The organism is Cochleicola gelatinilyticus (assembly GCF_001637325.1).
GTDB classification, from domain to species: domain Bacteria; phylum Bacteroidota; class Bacteroidia; order Flavobacteriales; family Flavobacteriaceae; genus Cochleicola; species Cochleicola gelatinilyticus.
This window is the reverse complement of sequence record NZ_LRXL01000012.1, coordinates 1-20098: the sequence shown is the minus strand read 5'-3', so window position 1 is coordinate 20098 and position 20098 is coordinate 1. Positions and strand designations below refer to the sequence as shown.

At 31.3% G+C, this 20098-nt stretch carries 17 protein-coding genes; 5 read left to right on the top strand and 12 right to left on the bottom strand.

The window, feature by feature from the left end; all coding sequences use genetic code 11:
* Positions 1 to 63: 63 nt before the first annotated feature.
* Complete coding sequence (locus ULVI_RS01075) at positions 64 to 1542, top strand: helix-turn-helix domain-containing protein (RefSeq protein ID WP_068588609.1); 1479 nt, start codon at positions 64 to 66, stop codon at positions 1540 to 1542.
* Between the two features lie 57 nt (positions 1543 to 1599).
* Here the strand turns inward: ULVI_RS01075 and ULVI_RS01070 are convergent, their stop codons facing one another.
* Positions 1600 to 2601: an alpha/beta fold hydrolase gene (locus ULVI_RS01070; protein WP_068588606.1), complete on the bottom strand. Its 1002-nt coding sequence runs from the start codon at positions 2599 to 2601 to the stop codon at positions 1600 to 1602.
* Between the two features lie 433 nt (positions 2602 to 3034).
* Here ULVI_RS01070 and ULVI_RS01065 point away from each other — a divergent pair, with 433 nt between their 5' ends.
* From ULVI_RS01065 to ULVI_RS01050, 4 genes are all read left to right on the top strand, one after another.
* Positions 3035 to 3742, top strand: a complete 708-nt coding sequence (locus ULVI_RS01065; protein ID WP_068588603.1) for a DUF2490 domain-containing protein — start codon at positions 3035 to 3037, stop codon at positions 3740 to 3742.
* A gap of 1124 nt (positions 3743 to 4866) precedes the next feature.
* Positions 4867 to 7242 (top strand): PAS domain-containing protein, encoded by a 2376-nt coding sequence (locus ULVI_RS01060; RefSeq protein ID WP_068588597.1) that lies wholly within the window; start codon positions 4867 to 4869, stop codon positions 7240 to 7242.
* An 85-nt stretch (positions 7243 to 7327) separates the two neighbouring features.
* On the top strand, positions 7328 to 8455 hold the full coding sequence (locus ULVI_RS01055; protein ID WP_068588593.1) for a sensor histidine kinase: 1128 nt from the start codon (positions 7328 to 7330) through the stop codon (positions 8453 to 8455).
* Positions 8439 to 8852 (top strand): response regulator, encoded by a 414-nt coding sequence (locus tag ULVI_RS01050; RefSeq protein ID WP_068588590.1) that lies wholly within the window; start codon positions 8439 to 8441, stop codon positions 8850 to 8852. The genes ULVI_RS01055 and ULVI_RS01050 overlap by 17 nt, the downstream gene beginning before the upstream one ends.
* Before the next feature lie 63 nt (positions 8853 to 8915).
* Here the strand turns inward: ULVI_RS01050 and ULVI_RS01045 are convergent, their stop codons facing one another.
* The 11 genes from ULVI_RS01045 to ULVI_RS00995 form a co-directional block, all read right to left on the bottom strand.
* Positions 8916 to 9716: a putative capsular polysaccharide synthesis family protein gene (locus tag ULVI_RS01045; RefSeq protein WP_068588588.1), complete on the bottom strand. Its 801-nt coding sequence runs from the start codon at positions 9714 to 9716 to the stop codon at positions 8916 to 8918.
* A gap of 212 nt (positions 9717 to 9928) precedes the next feature.
* Entirely contained in the window at positions 9929 to 11026 is a 1098-nt protein-coding gene (locus ULVI_RS01040) for a hypothetical protein (RefSeq protein ID WP_068588587.1), read from the bottom strand.
* 303 nt (positions 11027 to 11329) lie between these two features.
* Complete coding sequence (locus tag ULVI_RS01035) at positions 11330 to 12280, bottom strand: outer membrane protein assembly factor BamD (RefSeq protein WP_068588586.1); 951 nt, start codon at positions 12278 to 12280, stop codon at positions 11330 to 11332.
* A gap of 2 nt (positions 12281 to 12282) precedes the next feature.
* Entirely contained in the window at positions 12283 to 13584 is a 1302-nt protein-coding gene (locus ULVI_RS01030) for a hypothetical protein (RefSeq protein WP_068588585.1), read from the bottom strand.
* Between the two features lie 98 nt (positions 13585 to 13682).
* Positions 13683 to 14069, bottom strand: a complete 387-nt coding sequence (locus ULVI_RS01025) for a hypothetical protein (protein WP_068588584.1) — start codon at positions 14067 to 14069, stop codon at positions 13683 to 13685.
* A gap of 681 nt (positions 14070 to 14750) precedes the next feature.
* On the bottom strand, positions 14751 to 15533 hold the full coding sequence (locus ULVI_RS01020) for a hypothetical protein (protein WP_068588581.1): 783 nt from the start codon (positions 15531 to 15533) through the stop codon (positions 14751 to 14753).
* 379 nt (positions 15534 to 15912) lie between these two features.
* Positions 15913 to 16191: a hypothetical protein gene (locus ULVI_RS01015; protein ID WP_317039812.1), complete on the bottom strand. Its 279-nt coding sequence runs from the start codon at positions 16189 to 16191 to the stop codon at positions 15913 to 15915.
* Positions 16192 to 16418: 227 nt separating this feature from the next.
* Positions 16419 to 17342 carry an SDR family NAD(P)-dependent oxidoreductase gene (locus tag ULVI_RS01010; RefSeq protein WP_068588577.1) on the bottom strand — a complete coding sequence of 308 codons (924 nt, stop codon included), beginning with the start codon at positions 17340 to 17342 and terminating at the stop codon, positions 16419 to 16421.
* Positions 17343 to 17425: 83 nt separating this feature from the next.
* Positions 17426 to 17992, bottom strand: a complete 567-nt coding sequence (locus ULVI_RS01005; protein WP_068588574.1) for a Crp/Fnr family transcriptional regulator — start codon at positions 17990 to 17992, stop codon at positions 17426 to 17428.
* 312 nt (positions 17993 to 18304) lie between these two features.
* Positions 18305 to 18868, bottom strand: coding sequence for a hypothetical protein (locus ULVI_RS01000; protein WP_068588570.1), 564 nt, complete (start codon positions 18866 to 18868; stop codon positions 18305 to 18307).
* Between the two features lie 224 nt (positions 18869 to 19092).
* Positions 19093 to 20098, bottom strand: a 1006-nt coding sequence (locus ULVI_RS00995) for an HNH endonuclease (RefSeq protein ID WP_068588567.1), incomplete at its 5' end; no start/stop codon positions are given.

The window sequence follows — 20098 nt, the reverse complement described above, 5'->3', positions numbered from 1 at the left end:
CGTTCGCTAAAAAATTAAATTCGCAAAATATAGAAGTTCACTAAAAGCCGTATATTTGTTTTTATGGAAGAAGATTATATTAAACTTATTTTTGGCTTAAAGCTAAAGCAGATACGAACTGAGAAGAATTTATCGTTGTTTGGTTTATCGAAACTTTCGGGATTATCGAAGTCGTATTTAAATGAAATCGAGAATGGAAAAAAATATCCTAAACCCGATAAAATTTCTATTCTTTCTGAAAAACTTGATGTTCCTTACGACCAGATGGTTTCTTTGAAACTTGATAAAAACTTAGCACCAATTGGGGATTTATTACGTTCGAAGGTTTTAAAAGAAATTCCGTTAGAGCTCTTCGGAATAAAAGAAAGTACTTTAATCGATATCGTAGCGAATGCTCCAGCAAAAGTAACTGCTTTTATAAGCACCATAATTGAAATTGCACAGCATTATAATTTTAGTAGAGAAAACTTTTTCTTAGCATCGGTGCGTTCCTTTCAAGAGGCTAACAATAATTATTTTGATGATTTAGAAGCGCAAGTTTTAAAATTTTCTGAAGCATATCAAATTGATTTAAAGAACAAAATTTCGTCTAAGGATCTCGAAGAAATACTTATCGAAGAATATAACTATGAAATTAAAAATGATGAATTAAGTAAATACGAAGCTTTAGGAACATTACGCTCTATGTTTGTTCCCAAAACCAAAACACTATTGCTCGCTGAAGAAATTGATGAAGCGCAAAGAACATTTATATATGCGAAAGAACTCGCTTGTAATTTTTTAGATTTTAAGGACCGACTCTATACATTTCCGTGGATAAAATTTGAATCTTTCGATCAAGTATTAACCAACTTCTATGCTTCTTATTTTGCGGGGGCACTACTTCTTCCGAAGAAAAAGATCACTTCAGAAATGACACGTTTTTTTGAAAATAAAACCTTTGATTCCTCACTATTTTTAAGTGCGATCCAAAAGTTTAATGCTTCACCCGAGTCATTTTATCAGCGGTTAACGAATGTGCTTCCGAAGGAATTTAATATTCAGAATTTATTTTTTTTACGATTCACTCATAGGTCACATACAAATAAATTTTACCTTAACAAAGAACTTCATTTATCTCATCAACATGCACCTCATGCTAATGAAACAAATGAGCATTATTGCAGAAGATGGGTTTCTTTACAGGTTTTAGAGGATATTAGTTTAAGTGAAAAAGAACATGAGTTTGATATTCAAATTTCAAACTATAAAAATGAAGGAGTGAAGTATCTGGTATTGTCTTCTGCCACTAAAGACCCTTTTAAAGAAGGTCAATATCGAAGTATTAGCGTAGGGCTACTTATAAATAAGCAATTGCAGCGTAAAATAGCTTTTTTAAAAGACCCTACCATTCCCGTTCGAAATGTTGGAGTTACGTGTGAACGTTGTTCGATAGAGGACTGTGAAGTACGGCAAGCCCCTCCGATCGCTTTGAACAAAGCCGCAAAGAACAAAAAAATTGAAACAATCGTAGCGGAATTAAATGAAAAATATAATGGTTAAACCATCTTTAATGGAAGCTTTAATAAGGGTTTTCTACATTTAATTTAATGTGCATTATTATTCTTTTAAAAACAGAATTAACGGTTTAATAAATTGATCAAAACTTTCAATGTGAGGTAAATGTCCGGTGTTTTCAATTTCTACTAGTTTTGCATTGGGAATTCGTTCTTTTGTTGTTTTACCTAATTGGCTGTAAAGTCCCATTGTTTTTCTCACTTCTTCTGAAACTAAAGGTTTTCCAAGGGCAGTTCGATCCCTAGTACCTATAATGAGAAGTGTGGGCGAAGTGATATTCTTAAATTCATATACTACGGGTTGCGTAAAGATCATGTCGTAAGTAAGTGCTGCATTCCAGGCGATGGTTTCGTACGATGAGTTGAGTGTCCACCCCGCCAGTAAATTTACCCATTGATCGTATTCGGGCTTCCAGCTGTTGTCGTAATAATTCTCTAATTGGTAATTTTTAATGCTTTCATAATTTTTCTTAAGTTCATTTTTGTACCACCATTCTACTGGTTTATAAGGAACTTTTAATTTCCAGTCTTCGAGACCGATAGGATTTTCAAGTATGAGTTTTTCGGTCACTTCTGGATACATTAATGCAAAGCGAGTAGCAAGCATTCCGCCCATTGAATGTCCTAAAATAGCAGTTTTTGTAATGTTTAGCGTATCAAGAACTTTTTTGGTGTTTTGAGCAAGTTGTTGAAAGGTGTAATGGAAGTGTTTTGGTTTTTCAGATTTTCCAAAACCAATTTGGTCTGGGACGATTACCCGAAATCCTTCTTTGGTTAAACTGGCGATTGTTGTTTCCCAATACGCACCATTAAAATTCTTTCCATGAAGTAAAACCACATTTTTTCCGTTATAATTATCTGGTTTAACATCCATATAAGCCATGGTTAGTGTTTGTTCTTGGACGGATATTTCGATAGTAGATACCGGATAAGGATAGGTATAATTAGAAAGTTGAATATCGAGCCATTGTAACGAATCTGTTTGTGCTTTAATGGTCTGATGCGTGCATAGAAGAGCGAATAAAAGTATTCCGATTTTTTTCATGGAGAGAATTTTCTGTTTTCTATAAATTTACGAATATGAAAAGTTATAAGAAAATAGCTCTCTAGATTTCTGATAACTTTAGCATTTTAAACATACACCTGCATATATTGGTATGCATAATGTGAATGTTATATTTATTATTTGGGTCGCGTAGTAAGATTTATATTTTACAGTTAACAAAATGTAGTGTCAATAAATGATGTTTTAAGGTTCCACTGCGTCCAATGGAGCATATACTATCTTACATGTATAAAACTATAGTCCTTCTGTTAACGTTAAAAGTAAGCTTTAGCCTTTACAGTTGATAAAGGAAATTCTTAACCTTTCTTTATAAACAAAATGTTGTGATATCGTAGAGGGTTAGATAAATTTGAAAATTCAAAAATTTCTAACATTTAGTTAGCTTTTTCAGACACACTAAAAATATCTTATTTTGAAATACCTTTTATCTTTATTATTTATTTTACCTTTTTACATGTTTAGTCAAAGTACCGAGGAAAGTTATGGTTCTTGGAGTACACTACTTTTAGATTACGATTTAAACGATCAATTTTATTTAAAAAATGAAGTTCATTTTAGGAGAACTAATTTTTTAAGTGATTGGCAGCAATTATTAATTCGACCCTCTGTAAATTATAAATTAAACGAAGTTGTATCTTTTTCGGTAGGCTATACCTATGCTAAAAATTACAGAAATGAATTTGATTTTAATGAGCATAACGCCTGGGAACAAGTTATGCTTTCCCATAGCTCGGGTACATCAAGTTTTAAGCATCGTTTTAGATTCGAACAACGGTTTGTCGATGAATTTACACAACAACCAACGGGTGAATTTTTAAAAGATGAAACCGATTATTTACACCGCTTTAGGTATCGCTTTACGTGGTCTATGCCCTTAATAACTGTTCAAGAAGGTAAGAAAATAAGTATTTCGGTATTTGATGAAATTTGGCTGAATGCAGATGAAGGGATTGTACCTAGGTCGTTAAATCAAAATTGGTTCTATATAGGTCTGGCGTATCCTATTTCTAATAATGCCGCTTTCGAACTTGGATATATGAATGATTATGCACCATTAGGAGCAAATCAATATAGAAGTAATCACGTATTACAAACTACATTAAAATATTCAATTAATTAAAAATGAGAATGTTTAGAATCTCATTATTTACTTTGTGATTTTTTTGTCAAAGTTCATTCATAATAAGACGGAAAATGCTTTAAAAAATTGAATAGTTTCAGAAGTAACTTTAGTTATACTTAAACCCCTTTAAATATAATATATATGGGCTAGCGACATGTTTAGAACTACTTCCGAAGTAATATATTTACACTAAAAAATTACCCTGTGATAGTATGTATAATCATTTATTGATGGTGGGTGTATAGATTCTTACATAAGCACAATTAAAATATTTTGATACTAGCATTTTGAGACACAAAACTCATTATTAACGAACAATAATAGTTCGTTCTAATTAAATTTATTCTTTTTCGAAATCTGTTTTCATTGAATAGACCGCCTCTAACTACAGTTTAAAACTCCTAAAAAAATTGCTAGCTACTTTATAGCTGGTTCTTATTTTTTAGGCATTCATATGTTTTAGAATATACAGATTCTTAGTGTTTATTTATTTTAAAGAAATAAGAAATTCCTGTAAACACTAGAACCTTCGATCATTAATTTTTGAGCAATCTTAATTTTTTTTGAACTTCCAAGGTTCTATTTGAGAAGGGGCAGAATACTATAAATTTTTAAAAATATGGAAAGGCTTTCTACTGAAATACAGCACTTAGGTTTTAAGTTCGGTAAAAAAATAAAAAAGTTTTCTTAAATTTAATTAAACTATATTTGAAAAATATCGCCTCTAAATTGATTGATTCAGCATAAATCCCCAAGTTTAAACTGGTGTTTAAGTACCAGTTTACATTTTTTATCTTTTTTAAGTCGTAGAGTTCAATATCGATATTTAATACAAACTTATTTTAGCTTAGTAAAAAAGTGTTTTATGAATAGTAAGAAACTTAACTCTATTTCTTTATGGTGTATTTTAAAAGTTTCTCTCTGTTTATTAAACATTAAAAAATTAATAACTTGGTAATTCAGAAACTTACTCGGTCTATTAAAAATAGATATTTATTATCACTATACTAATAGTTCTAATAAGTGTTGTATTTATACTTCAGCGAAGTATTAGTTTTCAAAATTCTAATGCAGATGCAATTAGAATAGCTGGTCATCATAGCCTACTTAGTCACCGCATTGTGCATTTAATTTCTGTTATAGACGATAGAAATGACAGGACAGATTATCGCAATGCAATTGAGGAATTAAAAGAAACGATCTCCCTTTTCGAACATTCACAAACTGAACTTCGTGAAAATCACAATAATACTAATAGAGCAGATTTAACTGCAGATTCTTTACTTCAGGCTAGTGAACGTTATGTAAATATAATTGTTGCTTCTTCTAAAACCATTGTTCAAAGTACCAACTTACTTGTAACAAAAGCTGCTATAGAAAAGGTAAACGCTGTAGAAAGTTCCTATTTTAAAATCCTTAACGCTCTTTCAAATCATTATTTTAATACCTCTACAAATACTATTAACAGGTTAAAGAACACGGTATACCTCCTTGCCATTATAACTTTTTTGATCTTGTTAGGCGAACTTGTTTTTGTTTTAATTCCAGTGTTAAAACAATTGTTCACTAAGAATAGAGAGCTGTCACAAATTAATAAAGAATTAGCTATTTCTGAAAATAGATTGAAGACAAGTATGTTGGAACAAACAAAACTTAGAACCGATCTAAAAGTGAAAGATTCTATTAACAAAATATTTATTGAACAAGCACCAACAGCTATTGCAATGCTTGATAATAATATGCATTACATGGCAGTATCCCGACGATGGATAACAGATTATAAAATGGAAGGCCAAGAGGTTATAGGTCGCTCTCATTATGATGTTTTTCCAGAAATAGGGGATGATTGGAAAGAAATTAACAAAAAATGTTTAAACGGAGCTGTAAATATTTGTGATGAAGCACCATTTGTACGTGCCGATGGAACCGTGCAATGGATTTATTGGGATGTTCGGCCATGGTATATTGCAGAAGGTAAAATTGGAGGGATCTTAATGCATACAGGTGATATCACGCATGCAAAAGAAAAAGAAGAAGAAAATATTCGTATTCAGAAAATATTAAACAAGACAAATGAAGTCGCCCGAATTGGTACTTGGGATTTAGACCTTCTAAAAGGGAAAGTATATTGGAGTAAAATGGTCTGTGAAATACACGAAGTTCCAGAGGGATATGAACCAGATCTTGAAACAAGCATTAATTTTTATAAAAAAGGGAAAAATAGAGATTTAGTAGAAAGTGCTGTTAAAGCTGCAATGGAAGATGGTGTTCCTTTCGAGTTAGAGGTAGAACTTACAACTGCAAAAGGTGCTACCAGATGGACACGTTCTATAGGTCAAGCACAAATGGTAGACGGTAAGTGTGTGCGACTCTTCGGAATGTTTCAGGATATTGATCATATAAAACGGTCAGAGTTAGCTTTAAGTAAGGCTAATTCTGAGTTAAAAGCAGTTTTAAATTCTGGTCCTATCGGAATAGTATCTATAGACAATAACGGTTTAATAAATCACTTTAATCATGGAGCGGAGCATTTATTAGGGTATACCTCTTCTGAAGTAGTTGGAATAGAAACGGCTGAAATTTTTCATTTAAAAAGTGAAATTCAAAGATTTATAATTGACATAGCAGCAATAAATGGTACTGTACCACATGAATTTAATTTTTATGAATATTTAGCAAAACGAGATCTATACGACACCAGAGAATGGACATATGTTAGAAAAGATGGCTCTACGTTTCCCGTTCAGCTAACACTATCGAGTGTTAAGAATGAATTAGGAGAAAATATTGGTTTTCTAGGTGTCTCGGTCGACATTACCGAACGAAATAACACGAAAGATGAATTACTGAAAAAAAATCAATTGCTAAACTTTGCAGAACAAATTACTATGATGGGGAATTGGCAATTAAATATGCTAACCAGAAAAGTAAAATGGTCTGATAATCTTTATAAAATATACGAATTAGATATTCGGGAAGAAATTACGTTCGATAGGTTTTTAAGTTTTGTGCATCCCGAAGATTTAAAAATAGTGCATGAACATCAAATAAAATTAAATGAAAGTAAAGTCTTCGATGATTTAATGAATCGAATTATATTGAAGAACGGCACTATAAAAACAATTTTATCTTTAGGTGAAGTCATTACCAATAAAGATGGCGAAATAATAGAAATTATCGGGACCTGTCAAGATATTACCCAGCAACGAATGGCTGAGAACAAATTTCGAGGATTGTTAGAGTCCGCTCCCGATGCTATGATAATCTTGAATGAAGAAGGAAAAATTCAACTTATTAATAAACAGGCCGAAAAACTGTTTGGATATTCTACTAAAGAACTAATGGACAAACCAGCAAATAAGTTGATTCCAGAACGTTTTTTTGAAGCATACGACTCGTATTTAGATAATTATTTTGGCAGCCCTATGTATAGTGCCGTAGGTGTTGAAAGGGAACTCTTTGGATTAAGCAAAGAAGGATTGGAAATTCCGGTTTAAATAAGTCTAAGTCCCCTTCAAACAGAAGAAGGTATATTGGTTTCAGCTGCGATTCGTGATATTACAGTCCAAAAATTAGCTAAGCATGAATTGTTGCAAAAAAAAATACTTATTAAATTTTGCGGAGAAGATTACTATGACTGGGAATTGGCAAACCAATGTTATTACAAAAACTGTAAAATGGTCTGCTAATTTTTACCGCATCATGGGCCTTGAAGAAAACACTGAGGTAACGTTTAATACCTACCTTGAGCACGTTCATCCAGAAGATATTGAAAGAGTAAAATTACATCAGCAGAATACCCTAAAAAATAATAAGTTTGAAGATTTGGTACACCGTATTAAATTACAAGACGGAACCGTAAAAATTGTTCGCGTTAGAGCCAATATTAATGTAAATGAATTTGGTGATATAATTGATATAATAGGTACATGTCAGGATATCACAGAACAAAAAGCTTCAGAGCAAAAAATCATTCAAGCTAAAGAAAATTTAATAGTACTAACACAGCATTTATCTGGACAAAACAAGCAGCTCGAAGATTTTGCTCATATATCTTCTCATAATTTGCGTTCACCAGTTAGTAATCTAAATGCGTTGCTTCATTTGTATAGAATTTCTGAAACGGAAGAAGAGAGGGAAGAATTATTCGAAAAGTTTGAAACTGTTATTAGCCACCTTACAACTACTTTAAATACATTAATTGAAGCTTTAAAAACAAAGAAGGAATGTGAGAAAGAGCTTGAAATTTTAGAATTTGATCATATTCTAAGGAAAACAAAAGAAATAATCTCACAAAAAATTTCAGGTACAAATGCGATCATTACTAGTGATTTTTCAAAAACACCTAAAATTAAATATGATAAAACATATTTAGAGAGTATTTTTCTTAACTTAGTATCAAATGCTGTTAAATATCGGTCTCCAAATAGAGCCCCAGAAGTACACATCAAGACAGAAATTATCGATGGTAAAATTAAACTAACATTTCAAGATAATGGATTGGGAATCGATTTAAAAAAGCATGGTCATAAATTATTTGGTTTAAACAAAACATTCCATAGACACCCAGAGGCTAAAGGAGTAGGGCTGTATTTAACAAAGGTACAGATCGAATCGATGGGTGGAAAAATTTACGCAACGAGTGAAGTTAACAAAGGGAGTGTCTTTACAGTAATTTTTAATGAAAATAGGCATGAAGAACCTTTATAACATTTGCGTTATTGATGATGATAAGATTTATCAATTTACTATTTCTAAAACTATAAAAGTGTATGACTTAGCGAATGAAATTTTAATTTTTTCAGATGGAGAAGAAGCATTAGATTTTTTCATTAAGAATATCGATAATACTAAGGATCTTCCCGATATAATATTGTTAGATATCAATATGCCAATCATGGATGGGTTCCAATTTATGGAAGAATACATAAAGCTGAAGCCTAGAGTAGGAAAGAAGATATTAATTTATATGGTTTCTTCTTCAGTAGATCCGAGCGATATACGTAGAGCTGAAATGATTTCCGAAATTTCTGATTATATTATAAAACCAATAGAACCTGGGGAACTTGTAGAAATTGTAGAATCTTTTCGAAGGAATATAAGTTAGTTTCAGAATTTAAGTTCCGTGTTATATTTTTTTGCTTAGCTATATACACACTATTACCTACTATTAACTCGACCACTTTTGCCGAATTTTATATATGTCACTGGTATAGAAATGTTTGGTATATTTTGAATTTAACATAGCATCTAAGTAGGAGTGAGGCATTTTTAAATTTATAAATTCTTTATAGGTAACAGCATATTCTTTAGCAGCTCCCATATTAATATTTGACAGCTTAAAATTTGGAATTTGAAGATAATCAGATATAATTTTTTCTTTGGTTGCATCATCAACATCATGTTTATAAAGCAATAATTCGATAGGACCATTTTGGTAGGTTTTATATCCAGATTCTGGGAACGGCATTTCATAAACATCGATTCCGAAGATCGCTTTTATAGTATCATCGAGCCAGGTTAAAGGCATTTCATGTTTGTAGTTTTTCAAAAATAATTCTTGTAATTGCTGTAATGAAAAATTATGATCTTTGTATTTAGTTCCAGTATCGCGCTCAAAGTTTTGGAAAAATGCAGAAATATTTCTTGAGATTGGCTCTCTTACCATTGAAATAATTTTAATTGGAAACTTTTCTTTTTGATACAAATTATACAATGCCTTTACATGTAAATCGGATTCCTTATCTGAAAACCAGTGGGAGCGTATGCACATACCATGATATTGGTTTTTTATTGAATGAAAAGCAGAACTAGAGCCCACCTTTCCCATTTGAAAAATATATGCCGGCGGGTTTTTATATACTTCTTTTTTGAAATTTAATTGGAAACGTTTTTTATTTCTTTGAAACAATATTTTTTGAACAAAAGGAATTTGCTTTACCTTATTCTTTAATTGTTTTTTGGTAATCATATAATTCTAAATTTAAAGGGTAGCAAAATACGCAACTATAGGTTCATTTCCTCCATTAAAATCTTTAATTGAAACTTACTTTATTGTAGAAAGTTTTTCAGCAGAGTTGTTTTTTGTCTTTATTCACGTATAGTCCTAAAAGATTAAATTTTTAGTTAAGCTATTTCTGGAATCTACACTTCAATGGTTTATAGTAATATATAGATTAATTTTTACTGTCTTTTTTTTAATTCATAAGACTTAGAGAATGCTTTAATTTTTTCAGTTTCTTGTGGTGCAATGGCTCTCAATATACGAGCGGGATGGTCGTAAATGTGTGTGTGCACGTTAAGGTTATAGTTTATGACATCTTTTTTTAAAATAGCATATTTAGAGAGCTCTTTGGAACCGTAATAATAAGACTGGTCGTTTACCCAAACATAATTGTTGTCTGGCAGGACAAACATTCTAATATTTGTACTGTTTAAAGCCTTATAAAATAAGGGTGTGCTATTTAGCAAGCTGATATCCTGCTCCTCAATATTTTCTAGATTACTGTAAAATTGCTCTAAATTTATAGGTACAAAGATTTGTTTCTTAAGATCTAATATACTCCAAAACGTTTCCAAATCATCTATATCTTCCCTATAGCGTTGAAATGTAATACGTGCAAAATCCCCAATTTTCACACTACGTTGTAAGCTTAGAGTTCCATTAAAATTTCCCCAATATTTTTTTTGAGCTACCTTGTGGTTCTTTGCTTCAGACAGTACAAGATATCCATTGTTAAGAACTGCTAATACATTATTTTTATCAATTCTCAAGTAATGTGAAGGTAGTGCTAAATGATCTGATGATTCATAAATACTTGTCGTATATAAATCATCTGCGTTCAATGTGCCGTTAAATGGAGCAAATTCTGAAACAACTATTTTTGGAATAAAATAACCATAGGTATTCATCAATGTAGTTGTCTTAGCACTTTCAATCTCGCAGTAATTAAATTCATATTTGTAATAAACAAGCGTTGTTGTATTTAAAAACTCATCTACCTGATCGACCTTCTTAGAAACTAATGCTAAGGAGTATACCCTGTTATTTACAACATCTAAAATGTAACTATTTTTAAGATTTTGTTTTTTATAGGGCAATACAGCATCTATCTTATAGGCATAGGCTATACTATCTTTTACAAGGACATACGCATCTTCTGAAACTGGCAATACAACCTCTTCTACGCTTTGTGCAATAAGTTCGGGATTTATTTTAAGCTGTTGAGCCTGAGTTGTGATTGTTATAAATAATATTCCAAGTAAGTTTAAAAATTTCATAGTTATTAATACAATTCACCCTTTAACGCCTATTGTTGAAGGTTTTTTTAGTTTAGAGTTTTTATACTTCTTAGTATTGTTTTTAATATAATCTTCCACGTCATCAAATAAACTATTTGAGTCTATTCCTTCAAGTGGTCGCTGTTGGCAAACGATTTTTGACTTTATTATCCTGTCTGCCACAAAAGAGGTTTTTATTTTTTTCTGAAAAATCTCTCTAGTTTTATCTAAATTATATGCCTTAGTGATTTTAACTTATTCGTTGATTTTTTTTAAATTGACATAAATACTTAGGATAAACACTTATTCATTAGTAAACCTTGGTTTATATCCTTGGTTGTTTAAATACGCTTTGAAACCTTCAATAAATTGATTAAGACTTTCTAAACTTTTAAAGCTGAGAGAAAAAGTATAATATTTTTCTGAATCTGAATTTAAGCGATATTTAAAATCGAAGACCTTTCCTTTTTTCTTAATTTTATATCCTATTCTATCCACCCCACCATATAATTTTATACCAAAAAAATTATCTTCCTTGTAAATTTTTATTGTGTTTAATTCGCTCAAATGAATTTGGTGAACTTCGTATATTCTTCCTTGCCTGTAATTTTCATATTTTCCTAATTTTAAAATATTAGAAGTTTTTAAAAATTCAAAATCTGTAGGCGATGGATATGTTTTTTCTTTAAAGTAAAAAACAGTTAAACCTTCGGGTGTTGCTAATTGTTTTTTAGCCAAGCGAATTTGCTTAAAACCTTCATCTTCATCTAGAATTTTTTTTGCTTCAGAGCGATAAATGGAATTTTTAGGATTATTTAAGTACGTATTGTATGATTCTATAGTATGCGTAGTCTTAGCCCTTAAGTAGTTTTTTTCATCTTCGTTTCTTTCTCGTTCAGCATTTATTTTAGCTTCTTCTAATTTAGTTTCGATTTTTACTATGTAAGACAAAATCTCATTTTTTAATGCTTCTGAAGAACTGTAATTAGAAAATTTATTGAGATTTTTCTTGGCGTTATTAAAATCTCCCATCTCAAAGTAAGATTTTACTTTGAGAGCTATAACACGAGCGTTGGTACTGCCCAATATTTCTTCAACCTTACTTAAATTATTTAATGCAGATTGATAGTTTTCTAATCCATAATTTTTTTCAGCCTCTATATAATACGCTTTTGCTTGGTCATTTTTGCTCTGAGCAGCAAGATTTAGCATAGAAAATAGCATTACTGTAATAAGTATTATAATTCTTTTCATCTTTATAGTTTAATTAATAATAATGTGCCTTTGAATCCTGTATTTATTTTCCATTCGTTAGTATACAATACGTTTTTATTCGCATCATAAACGGTGAATGAAGCTGTATTTTGTCCTGCGCTTCCTTGATTTAACGCTTCAAAACTTATTCTATTTACTCCTTCCTCTAAATCTAAACTTAAATTTTCATCGTAAGATCTGAGAGTAACATTATTAGCTTTCGTTTTTCCATTATGTTTTATATTTATTCTGTCACCATCTATTTCACCGTGGTCATAGTACGAAATAGTAATTCTTTTAGTTAATACTTCTTTTTGACCTATGTACTGGTTTCCTGTTGCAGTCGCTATACTTTTTTGGACATTGACTTCTTCCTCTGTAGACCCTTTTCCACTCCAAAAATCAACTGTCGTATTTTTTTTAGATTCACCACTCCAAAAATCATCATTTTCAGTTTTTTTTGTGACCTTCTCATCTTCTCCGTTCCAAAAATCATCATCACTTTCAGTTTTTTTTGATTTTTTTTTGTTTTTATAGCGGTCGTAGGTTTTAATGATATTTATCATTTCCAGCTCTGGCCATTCTATGTTCTCAATCTCACCCTGCATTTGTATGGCATTAATTTGTTTCCAGATAGACTTTATATCTTTAATTCGCTTGGATTGGTCTTCACTTGGTAACCTTTTAAATTCGTTTGTAGGTATATTAAAGGATTTAAAACCACCTGTCCAATTTAAAAATTCATTCCAAGTTTCGGGAGCACTATCTACCCATTGCGATCTTGAATACCCAGAACGACCAATAAGTAGGTCATCATCTTTAACAATATAAGTGTATGATACAAAATTAACAGTCTGTTCGCTAGGGATCGTTATTTTACCTACACTAAAAGCTCCCAATTCATCTTTAGTACGACCACCAGCAGTACCATACAATTTTAAATCTACTCGTGTAGGCCTGATTTCTTCGAAACGTTTCAATAAATCTGGATACTCTTTTAAATCTTCGCTTTTTATCGACCTCTTAATTCCATCAACCTTAATAGTGTAGCCGTCACTGCGCTCCCAATTAAATTTATATCGCTCTAGTGGTTCGCCCATATACGTACGCCATCTAATATTTAACGAATAGCTTTTAAGAAAGTGAAATGTCTCGCTTGGTGGAGGAAGTGGTGCCGTGTTTTCTTTACTGGAAAATTTACCTATAAACTCATTATCTGCGTTGCGATATGCTATTGTTTTGTCTTGTGAAAAAGCAGAAACTGAAATTAATGATAAGAATAATAATAAGCTTTTAATTTTCATAATTGGGTTTTTAGATTAAAATAGCGATAGTGCTATTCTTCATCAGCCTTATTTTCTTTAATGAATATCTTGTTTAAAAGACTTTCGTTTGTTTCAGATTATGTTTGTAAGAATTCATTTAAAATACTGCTGGTCGTACCTTTAATTTTACTATTTACGAAATGACTTTTTATATTTTGAACTTCTTTGGTCAATGACGGTATAAAAAATTGTGCTTCATTTTTTGCTTCTACTTTTTTTGCTTGCAAACTTCTATTATATATATTGATAGTTGATGCTCCTAAATCTATCATTTTTTCTTCCTGTACAGTTTCATTTTCCTTCAAATGCTCCCTAACTAATGTACTTATGGTTATATTAAAATTGCTCAAAATAAAATTATAATTTCTATGAATTTTTACGGAAATATATTCTTGTTCAATATTTGAGAGTTTAATATTAAGAAAATTATTTTCAATGGTAAAATCAAAATCGTAGGTAGTCATAGTTTGTCCAGACGCGCTTCTTGGGTAGAAAAAGCTCTTAACCTTTATTACCCACAAGCTGTCCTTAAGTTTTTTGAAATTGATTATATGCGGATTTAAAACCTCACTTTCAAATGTATAATCTTCTACTTTTTTTGATGTAGCTTTTTTTAGTGCTGAATTTCCGTATTTAAGGATAGGGAAATGCGATGCCAGCTACGGTTGCTGTGCCAAAGACAAACTTTTCGATATTTAACCTAACTTTATTTATTGCCAACATGTTTGTATATGACTCATAGCGTGTTAACAGGTACGGACTTTTAGATTAATTCTGCAAAATGATCGGGCATTTACTCTGAATTGATTTACAAAATTATACCCAACCCCTAGAGCAGTACCAAAATATATTCGTTACAATTTGGACAAAACTTTATTAATTCCAAAAGGGCTCTCAAATTTAGGAAAGTACACTGTTTAAATTATTGCGAAGGGGTTTGTATAAAAATTGTTTTACTCAGACAGCGAAACCATATGGGTTGTTCGTCCGTCTTTTGAGCGAAGCTACAGTTTCTTTATCATCGTAAGTGATCAAGATTAATGTCATCTAATTTTTATGATAAACGCTTTGCAGAATGAATTGTATATGTTCTTAATGATAGTTAAGTGTATGTAATACTGCTTTGATTGTTTTATAGGTAACTACTAGACGTATATAATCGCAGAATAAACTGGTTGGTCATCATCATTATAATGTAAGTTGTTGAATGAAGCATTTGGCAGTTGCATGTTCAATTCTTTTATATCAGAGGAACCGTGTTTATATTGCAAAATTAACTCAGCAGGTACAGGATAGTCTTGACTAAGAGGTAACGTTTCAGTACTTATAAAGACATGGGCCTTTTGAACACCATCAATCAATTTTTCAATAGGGCCATAATATTTTTCATTCTGATAACCCAATACCTTTAAATCAATAATTTCCCAATTGTGGTGAGTTGGAATTATAACTTGATATTCGAAAAAGACTTTCCGTGCTTCAAATGATAAAGTTAGATAGTCCGTTTGTAAATTTTTAACATTAATTTGAAGCATCCCTATAACGTTCTCTTCAAGTTGTTCTACTAGAGTTTCAGAAGAATATTTTTCCTTTATTAAATCAGGTGTGCTTACTATATTTCGGAATAAGAAATATTCTTCTGAATTTTTTGTTGACAAATCTGTGTAATAGAAAAATGAATGATGATCTATTATAATCTTGAACTCGATATCTTCTATATTTTGAATTAGAGAAGCATGGTCTAAATTGACAGAATCCAACCCAATATAAAATTCAAATAGCCCCTCGCTTTTACTTATAAGAATTTTATTTTTTTGCATTATTATAGTAGATTCTTGTGTAGGAACTAAAGATATTGGAATCTTACCATCATTATAGTATTGATGAAATATTCTTAATTCAAACCATTTTTTATACTGTATTTCCATGATTTCTGGATAGGCCGGTAAAATTAAATACAACGGTTAAGTATAACAATCGTGGTGCTTGGCGCAGCGTGCGGCTTGAAGCAGCTTGAACTTTAGCCTTTGCCTCGGCACCAAATTATTCGACGATGCGTGAGTCTCAGAAAGGCAAGCCTCCACGAAATTGTCAGATACCAATATAGTTAATTATTTGCAGAGAATATTAAACTATTATTGCAAGAGCCATGATTTTTATACCATGTTAGTGGAAGTTTTTATTCCTCTATTAGCCTTCTATGATAATTTATTTGTCCAAGATGATAAGTTAAATGGTTTATCAAATGAACTAGTAAATATTCATTTGTTTCTACTTTAGGAAACTTTAAAATTGGATAATCTTTTTTTAATTCTTCGTTTGTAATAGAATTAAGTGATTTTTAACCATTTCTATTGTGTCATTTATACTTTCGATCAACTCTTTTCTTGGAACATTTTTTTGAGTAAATTCAAGTTCTCTATTTCTAACATAGTTTGTTTTACCAATTTCTTTTCCAATAAATGTGTGTAAGTTACCAATTAAATGTAGCGTTAAATTTCCTGCAGAATTAGAAACACCTTTTTCTACTCGCCAAATATTTTCTTCTTTTTTGTATAGTTCTATTTCAGTAATTAATTTGTTCAAGTCTCTTTCAAAAAAAAGTTGTTAATTCGTTCTTATTCATTTATTTAATTCTAGATATCTTTAAAAATCACCACTTACGTTTAGTATAAGAATAGTAGCGGATTTAGAATCGCTAACCTTCTACTGTAGAACCGACAGTAAATATAAAAAAGCGACTTTGATTAAGCACCAAAGCCGATATTATTTTTATACATTGTTACCTGCTGCCATTTTTTTCAGAAGTTCCTTTATGTTATTTTGTTAAATGTGGTTTTTGTCAATTCCAGGCTATCATTCCACAGACTTTTTTGAAAAACCTTGTTATAAGAATCAATAGATGTTTTAACAACTTTCCCATCCGAGAAATAAATTCCCTCCAAGTCTTTGTAATTTTCAGAATACGCTAGGTTTGCTAAATTTCTTCCTGCTTGAGTTGGTGTGTGTATGTTGCTTTTTAATAAGGTCAAAACAGGGAATACATTTTTCCATAAAAATCGCATAACAGGTGAATAAGTTTTGGCAAGTCCTGTTCCTGGTGTCATTCCTGGGTCATAGGCATTTACCCTAATGTTTGTTTTTTTTAATCGCTCTTGTAATTCATAAGTAGTCATTATGTTACACAATTTTGAAGTAGAATACCTTCTTTGTCCAACTATGTTAGGTTTTTCGGAAGTGTCTTTTGGGAAAGCAAGCTCTTGAACACTGGTATAAACTGGTGGTTCTATTGGTTTTTTGAGTGCTGGGTCGTGTGTTTCGCTAGATGTGAATATTATGTGGCCTTCATTTTTGATAAAGGGTAGCAATTGAATAGTCAAGGCAAACGAACCAAGATGATTTACACCAAATGTTTGCTCAAATCCATCGGCCGTATATTGTGTTTCGCCAATATTCTGTACTCCTGCATTATTTATCAAGATAGAAATGGAGTTGTTTTTTTCTTTGGCAAATGATTCTGAAAACTTTCGTATAGATTCTAAAGAAGCCAAATCCAATTCCAAGCATTTTAGGTTTTTATGACCTGTCTTATCTTTTATTTTTTCTATTATGTCTTTTCCTGCTCCAATATTTCTGGCAGGAATGATAATTAGTTCGTTTTTGGCAATTTGAGCCATTTGTAAAGCACACTCAAAACCAATTCCACTGGTTGCTCCTGTAATAATAATTGAATCCATACTTTTTTGTTTTCTATTAAAATGCTGAAGCAAAGTTCAGCACTTCAAAAGCAAAAACTTTTGCCATTTGGCAAATAATGAATTCAGATGCTTTTTCGAATCCTGCTTAACGATGATTGCGTGATTCCTAAATAAGAGGCGAGATAGGAAAGCGGTATTCTGTTGGCTAAATTCGGAAACTTTTCTAAAAAACTAAGATACCTTGTTGTAGCATCTTCGGCTAACATTGGACTTAGTTTATTAACCTTTTCAACCAATGCTTTTTCTGTTATTTTATAGATAATGCTGTCCCACTGAATGATAGTAGCTGACAAATCGTTGAGTGATTCTGTAGAAAATACAAGTAGTGAACAATCTGTTAAAGCCTGTACATATTCTGAAGAGGGAATTTTTTGATTGAAGCTGTTTATATCCACTGCAAAATTGTTTTCATCAACAAAGTATTTGGTGATTTCATCACTTTTGCTGTTATAGTAACATACCCGTAAAATACCTTCTTCAATAAAAGCTACTTGTTTTGGAATTTTTCCTGCTTCGGAAAAGTAATTCCCTTTTTTCAACACCAATACCTGTGCTTTTCTTTTTATCAAGTCAATTTGCTGTTGATTTAACTGCCCAAATTCCAACAGATAGTTTATTAATTTGTCCATAGTCACAAAGGTTGTCATTGCATTTTATTCGGAATTTGTCAAATGGCAAAAAAGTTGATCGATTTTTGTATTATAATTATTTGTACGTTTTGTATTATACTGAAATAGATTGACCCTTTTTTTAATTGTGGGCAACGGCTCTGTATAAGAACAGTAGGGCTGAAAATGAGCGCAAACCATTCGGTTGAACACAAGCCGAATTTTTTAATTTTTCTTATTATTTTTTTCTCTCAATAAGCCAAATTTAAAAATTTGGCGACTTTGCAAATAAACCCGAACCATTTGGTTAAGCAGCTAAATGCCCTATTGTTTTTATACTTTGTTGTGCGCTGGCTTTTTTCCAATCAGGCTTTTCATACGAGTTGGATATTTATGATTAAAGTAAAGTCCAATTCCAAAAACACCTAATATTAATAAAAATGGAAAAAGGAATTTTAATTCGGATTTCACATCGTCCATATCATATAAAATTTCGTTTTGCCCATTTGCAATTCGGAATACTTTTGGTTCGACATATGATTGTTCATTTTCTTTAACCCAAACCGCAACTTTCCCTGATTTATTCAGTTCGTTTTTTATACGTTCATAATTTTCATTTCTTCTACTTTGCTGGATATTTTTAAATACACCGTATTTTTTATTATCATTTTTAATAGCAAACCTTAATTCCGATTTTATGCTCTTATGTCCTCTTGAACTTACTTGATTGTAATAAGTCTCAACGAATTCAATTTCGCCGTTTCGTTCAATCAGAGATTTTTCTGTTGTGAATAAAGTTGGCGCAAAAAAATAGAAAGCACAACCAATACAAGCCATTCCGAACCAAAGCGCTTGTTGAGCATAAAAATCTTTCCACCATTTTTTATTAATATTCATTGTTTTTTTTAGCTTGCGCACAACGGTTTGGGTATGAGTAGTGCGGGAGGGAAGTTACCTTGCTCTCTGTCTAGCCTATAGCCAAATCTTGTGTTTTTCTTTTTACATTTTATTTTCTCAAAAAGCCAAATCAGAAGATTTGGCGGTCGTACCAAATATACCGAAACTTTCGAATAAACTAGAGCACCCGTATTACTTATACCCGTTGTTGGCAATAGTTAATTTTATTCATGTGTACGAAAATGTGAACTAAACTCTATCCGTTTTGGTCGAAATTTCAAATTTGAGCCAAGATTAATTGGGACAACATGAGCTGTATTATTTACTTTGTCATTCCTTTTCAACTCTACGAGATATTTTGATATCGGCAGTATCATTTCATTTTGATTGAATAATAAATCTTTGTCCTCGACAGTTGGTATAAAAATTTGATATGTTAGAATTCCATAAAAAATGACCAATGTATGTTTTGGATATAAGTAATTATTATTAAATTCTCTTTTCTTGAACAAAATTGCCCAAGGTTGAAGAAATCTTCTTTCACCTCCTAATTTTCGATATACTTGAAACAATGGATTATTGGTTTGATCAACACTATTTCCATCTAATAGCCAAGCCATTGTATTTTTGTAATCATTGAATTCAGTTTCTGGCATCATCCCGACACCGATTTTCATTAGTGATTTAAATGCATTTTGCGGTATATAGGAAGGTTGCTGAATATTAAAATGATATAATTTATTATTTGTATCTCTTTGAATACTTCTGGATTTTTTTTCCGGATTATTAAAACGAATTACAATATCTTTAATAGACCTTGCAAATATTTCTATTTCATCAGAGTTGTCCTTAAACTTGGGGAATCCCTTTTTTCCTTTGAGTGTTGCTAGAGAATTGAACACTCCACCTAAACCAGAGAGTGAAGTTTCGAGATTACCAAAATAGTTATTACAATTGTCACATTCATAATTTGAAAACAAAGTTTTGTTTCCCATAAACTCAGGAATTAGATGAGCTAAATTTTTGAACGAAGTTTGACTTTCATTCATACTACAAAACCGGCAAACTTTATCCTTTTTTTTCCCTAGGATCACTTTTTTACTTCGCTTAGCTGAAAGTACTTTCGATATAGAATAGGCTTCGTGGAGAGGCGATTTTTCAAATGTTGGTAAAACAACCTTAATATCGAGCATTAAAATTTTTTTAATTATTGCCAACGGTTTGCATAAG

Coding starts and splice junctions, on each gene's coding strand:
- ULVI_RS01050 (WP_068588590.1), top strand. CDS start 8,439: ATGAAGAACCTTTATAACATTTGCGTTATTGATGATGATAAGATTTAT.
- ULVI_RS01030 (WP_068588585.1), bottom strand. CDS start 13,584: ATGAAAATTAAAAGCTTATTATTATTCTTATCATTAATTTCAGTTTCT.
- ULVI_RS01040 (WP_068588587.1), bottom strand. CDS start 11,026: ATGAAATTTTTAAACTTACTTGGAATATTATTTATAACAATCACAACT.
- ULVI_RS01025 (WP_068588584.1), bottom strand. CDS start 14,069: ATGACTACCTACGATTTTGATTTTACCATTGAAAATAATTTTCTTAAT.
- ULVI_RS01005 (WP_068588574.1), bottom strand. CDS start 17,992: ATGGACAAATTAATAAACTATCTGTTGGAATTTGGGCAGTTAAATCAA.
- ULVI_RS01010 (WP_068588577.1), bottom strand. CDS start 17,342: ATGGATTCAATTATTATTACAGGAGCAACCAGTGGAATTGGTTTTGAG.
- ULVI_RS01000 (WP_068588570.1), bottom strand. CDS start 18,868: ATGAATATTAATAAAAAATGGTGGAAAGATTTTTATGCTCAACAAGCG.
- ULVI_RS01045 (WP_068588588.1), bottom strand. CDS start 9,716: ATGATTACCAAAAAACAATTAAAGAATAAGGTAAAGCAAATTCCTTTT.
- ULVI_RS01075 (WP_068588609.1), top strand. CDS start 64: ATGGAAGAAGATTATATTAAACTTATTTTTGGCTTAAAGCTAAAGCAG.
- ULVI_RS01055 (WP_068588593.1), top strand. CDS start 7,328: ATGAATTGTTGCAAAAAAAAATACTTATTAAATTTTGCGGAGAAGATT.
- ULVI_RS01035 (WP_068588586.1), bottom strand. CDS start 12,280: ATGAAAAGAATTATAATACTTATTACAGTAATGCTATTTTCTATGCTA.
- ULVI_RS01020 (WP_068588581.1), bottom strand. CDS start 15,533: ATGGAAATACAGTATAAAAAATGGTTTGAATTAAGAATATTTCATCAA.
- ULVI_RS01070 (WP_068588606.1), bottom strand. CDS start 2,601: ATGAAAAAAATCGGAATACTTTTATTCGCTCTTCTATGCACGCATCAG.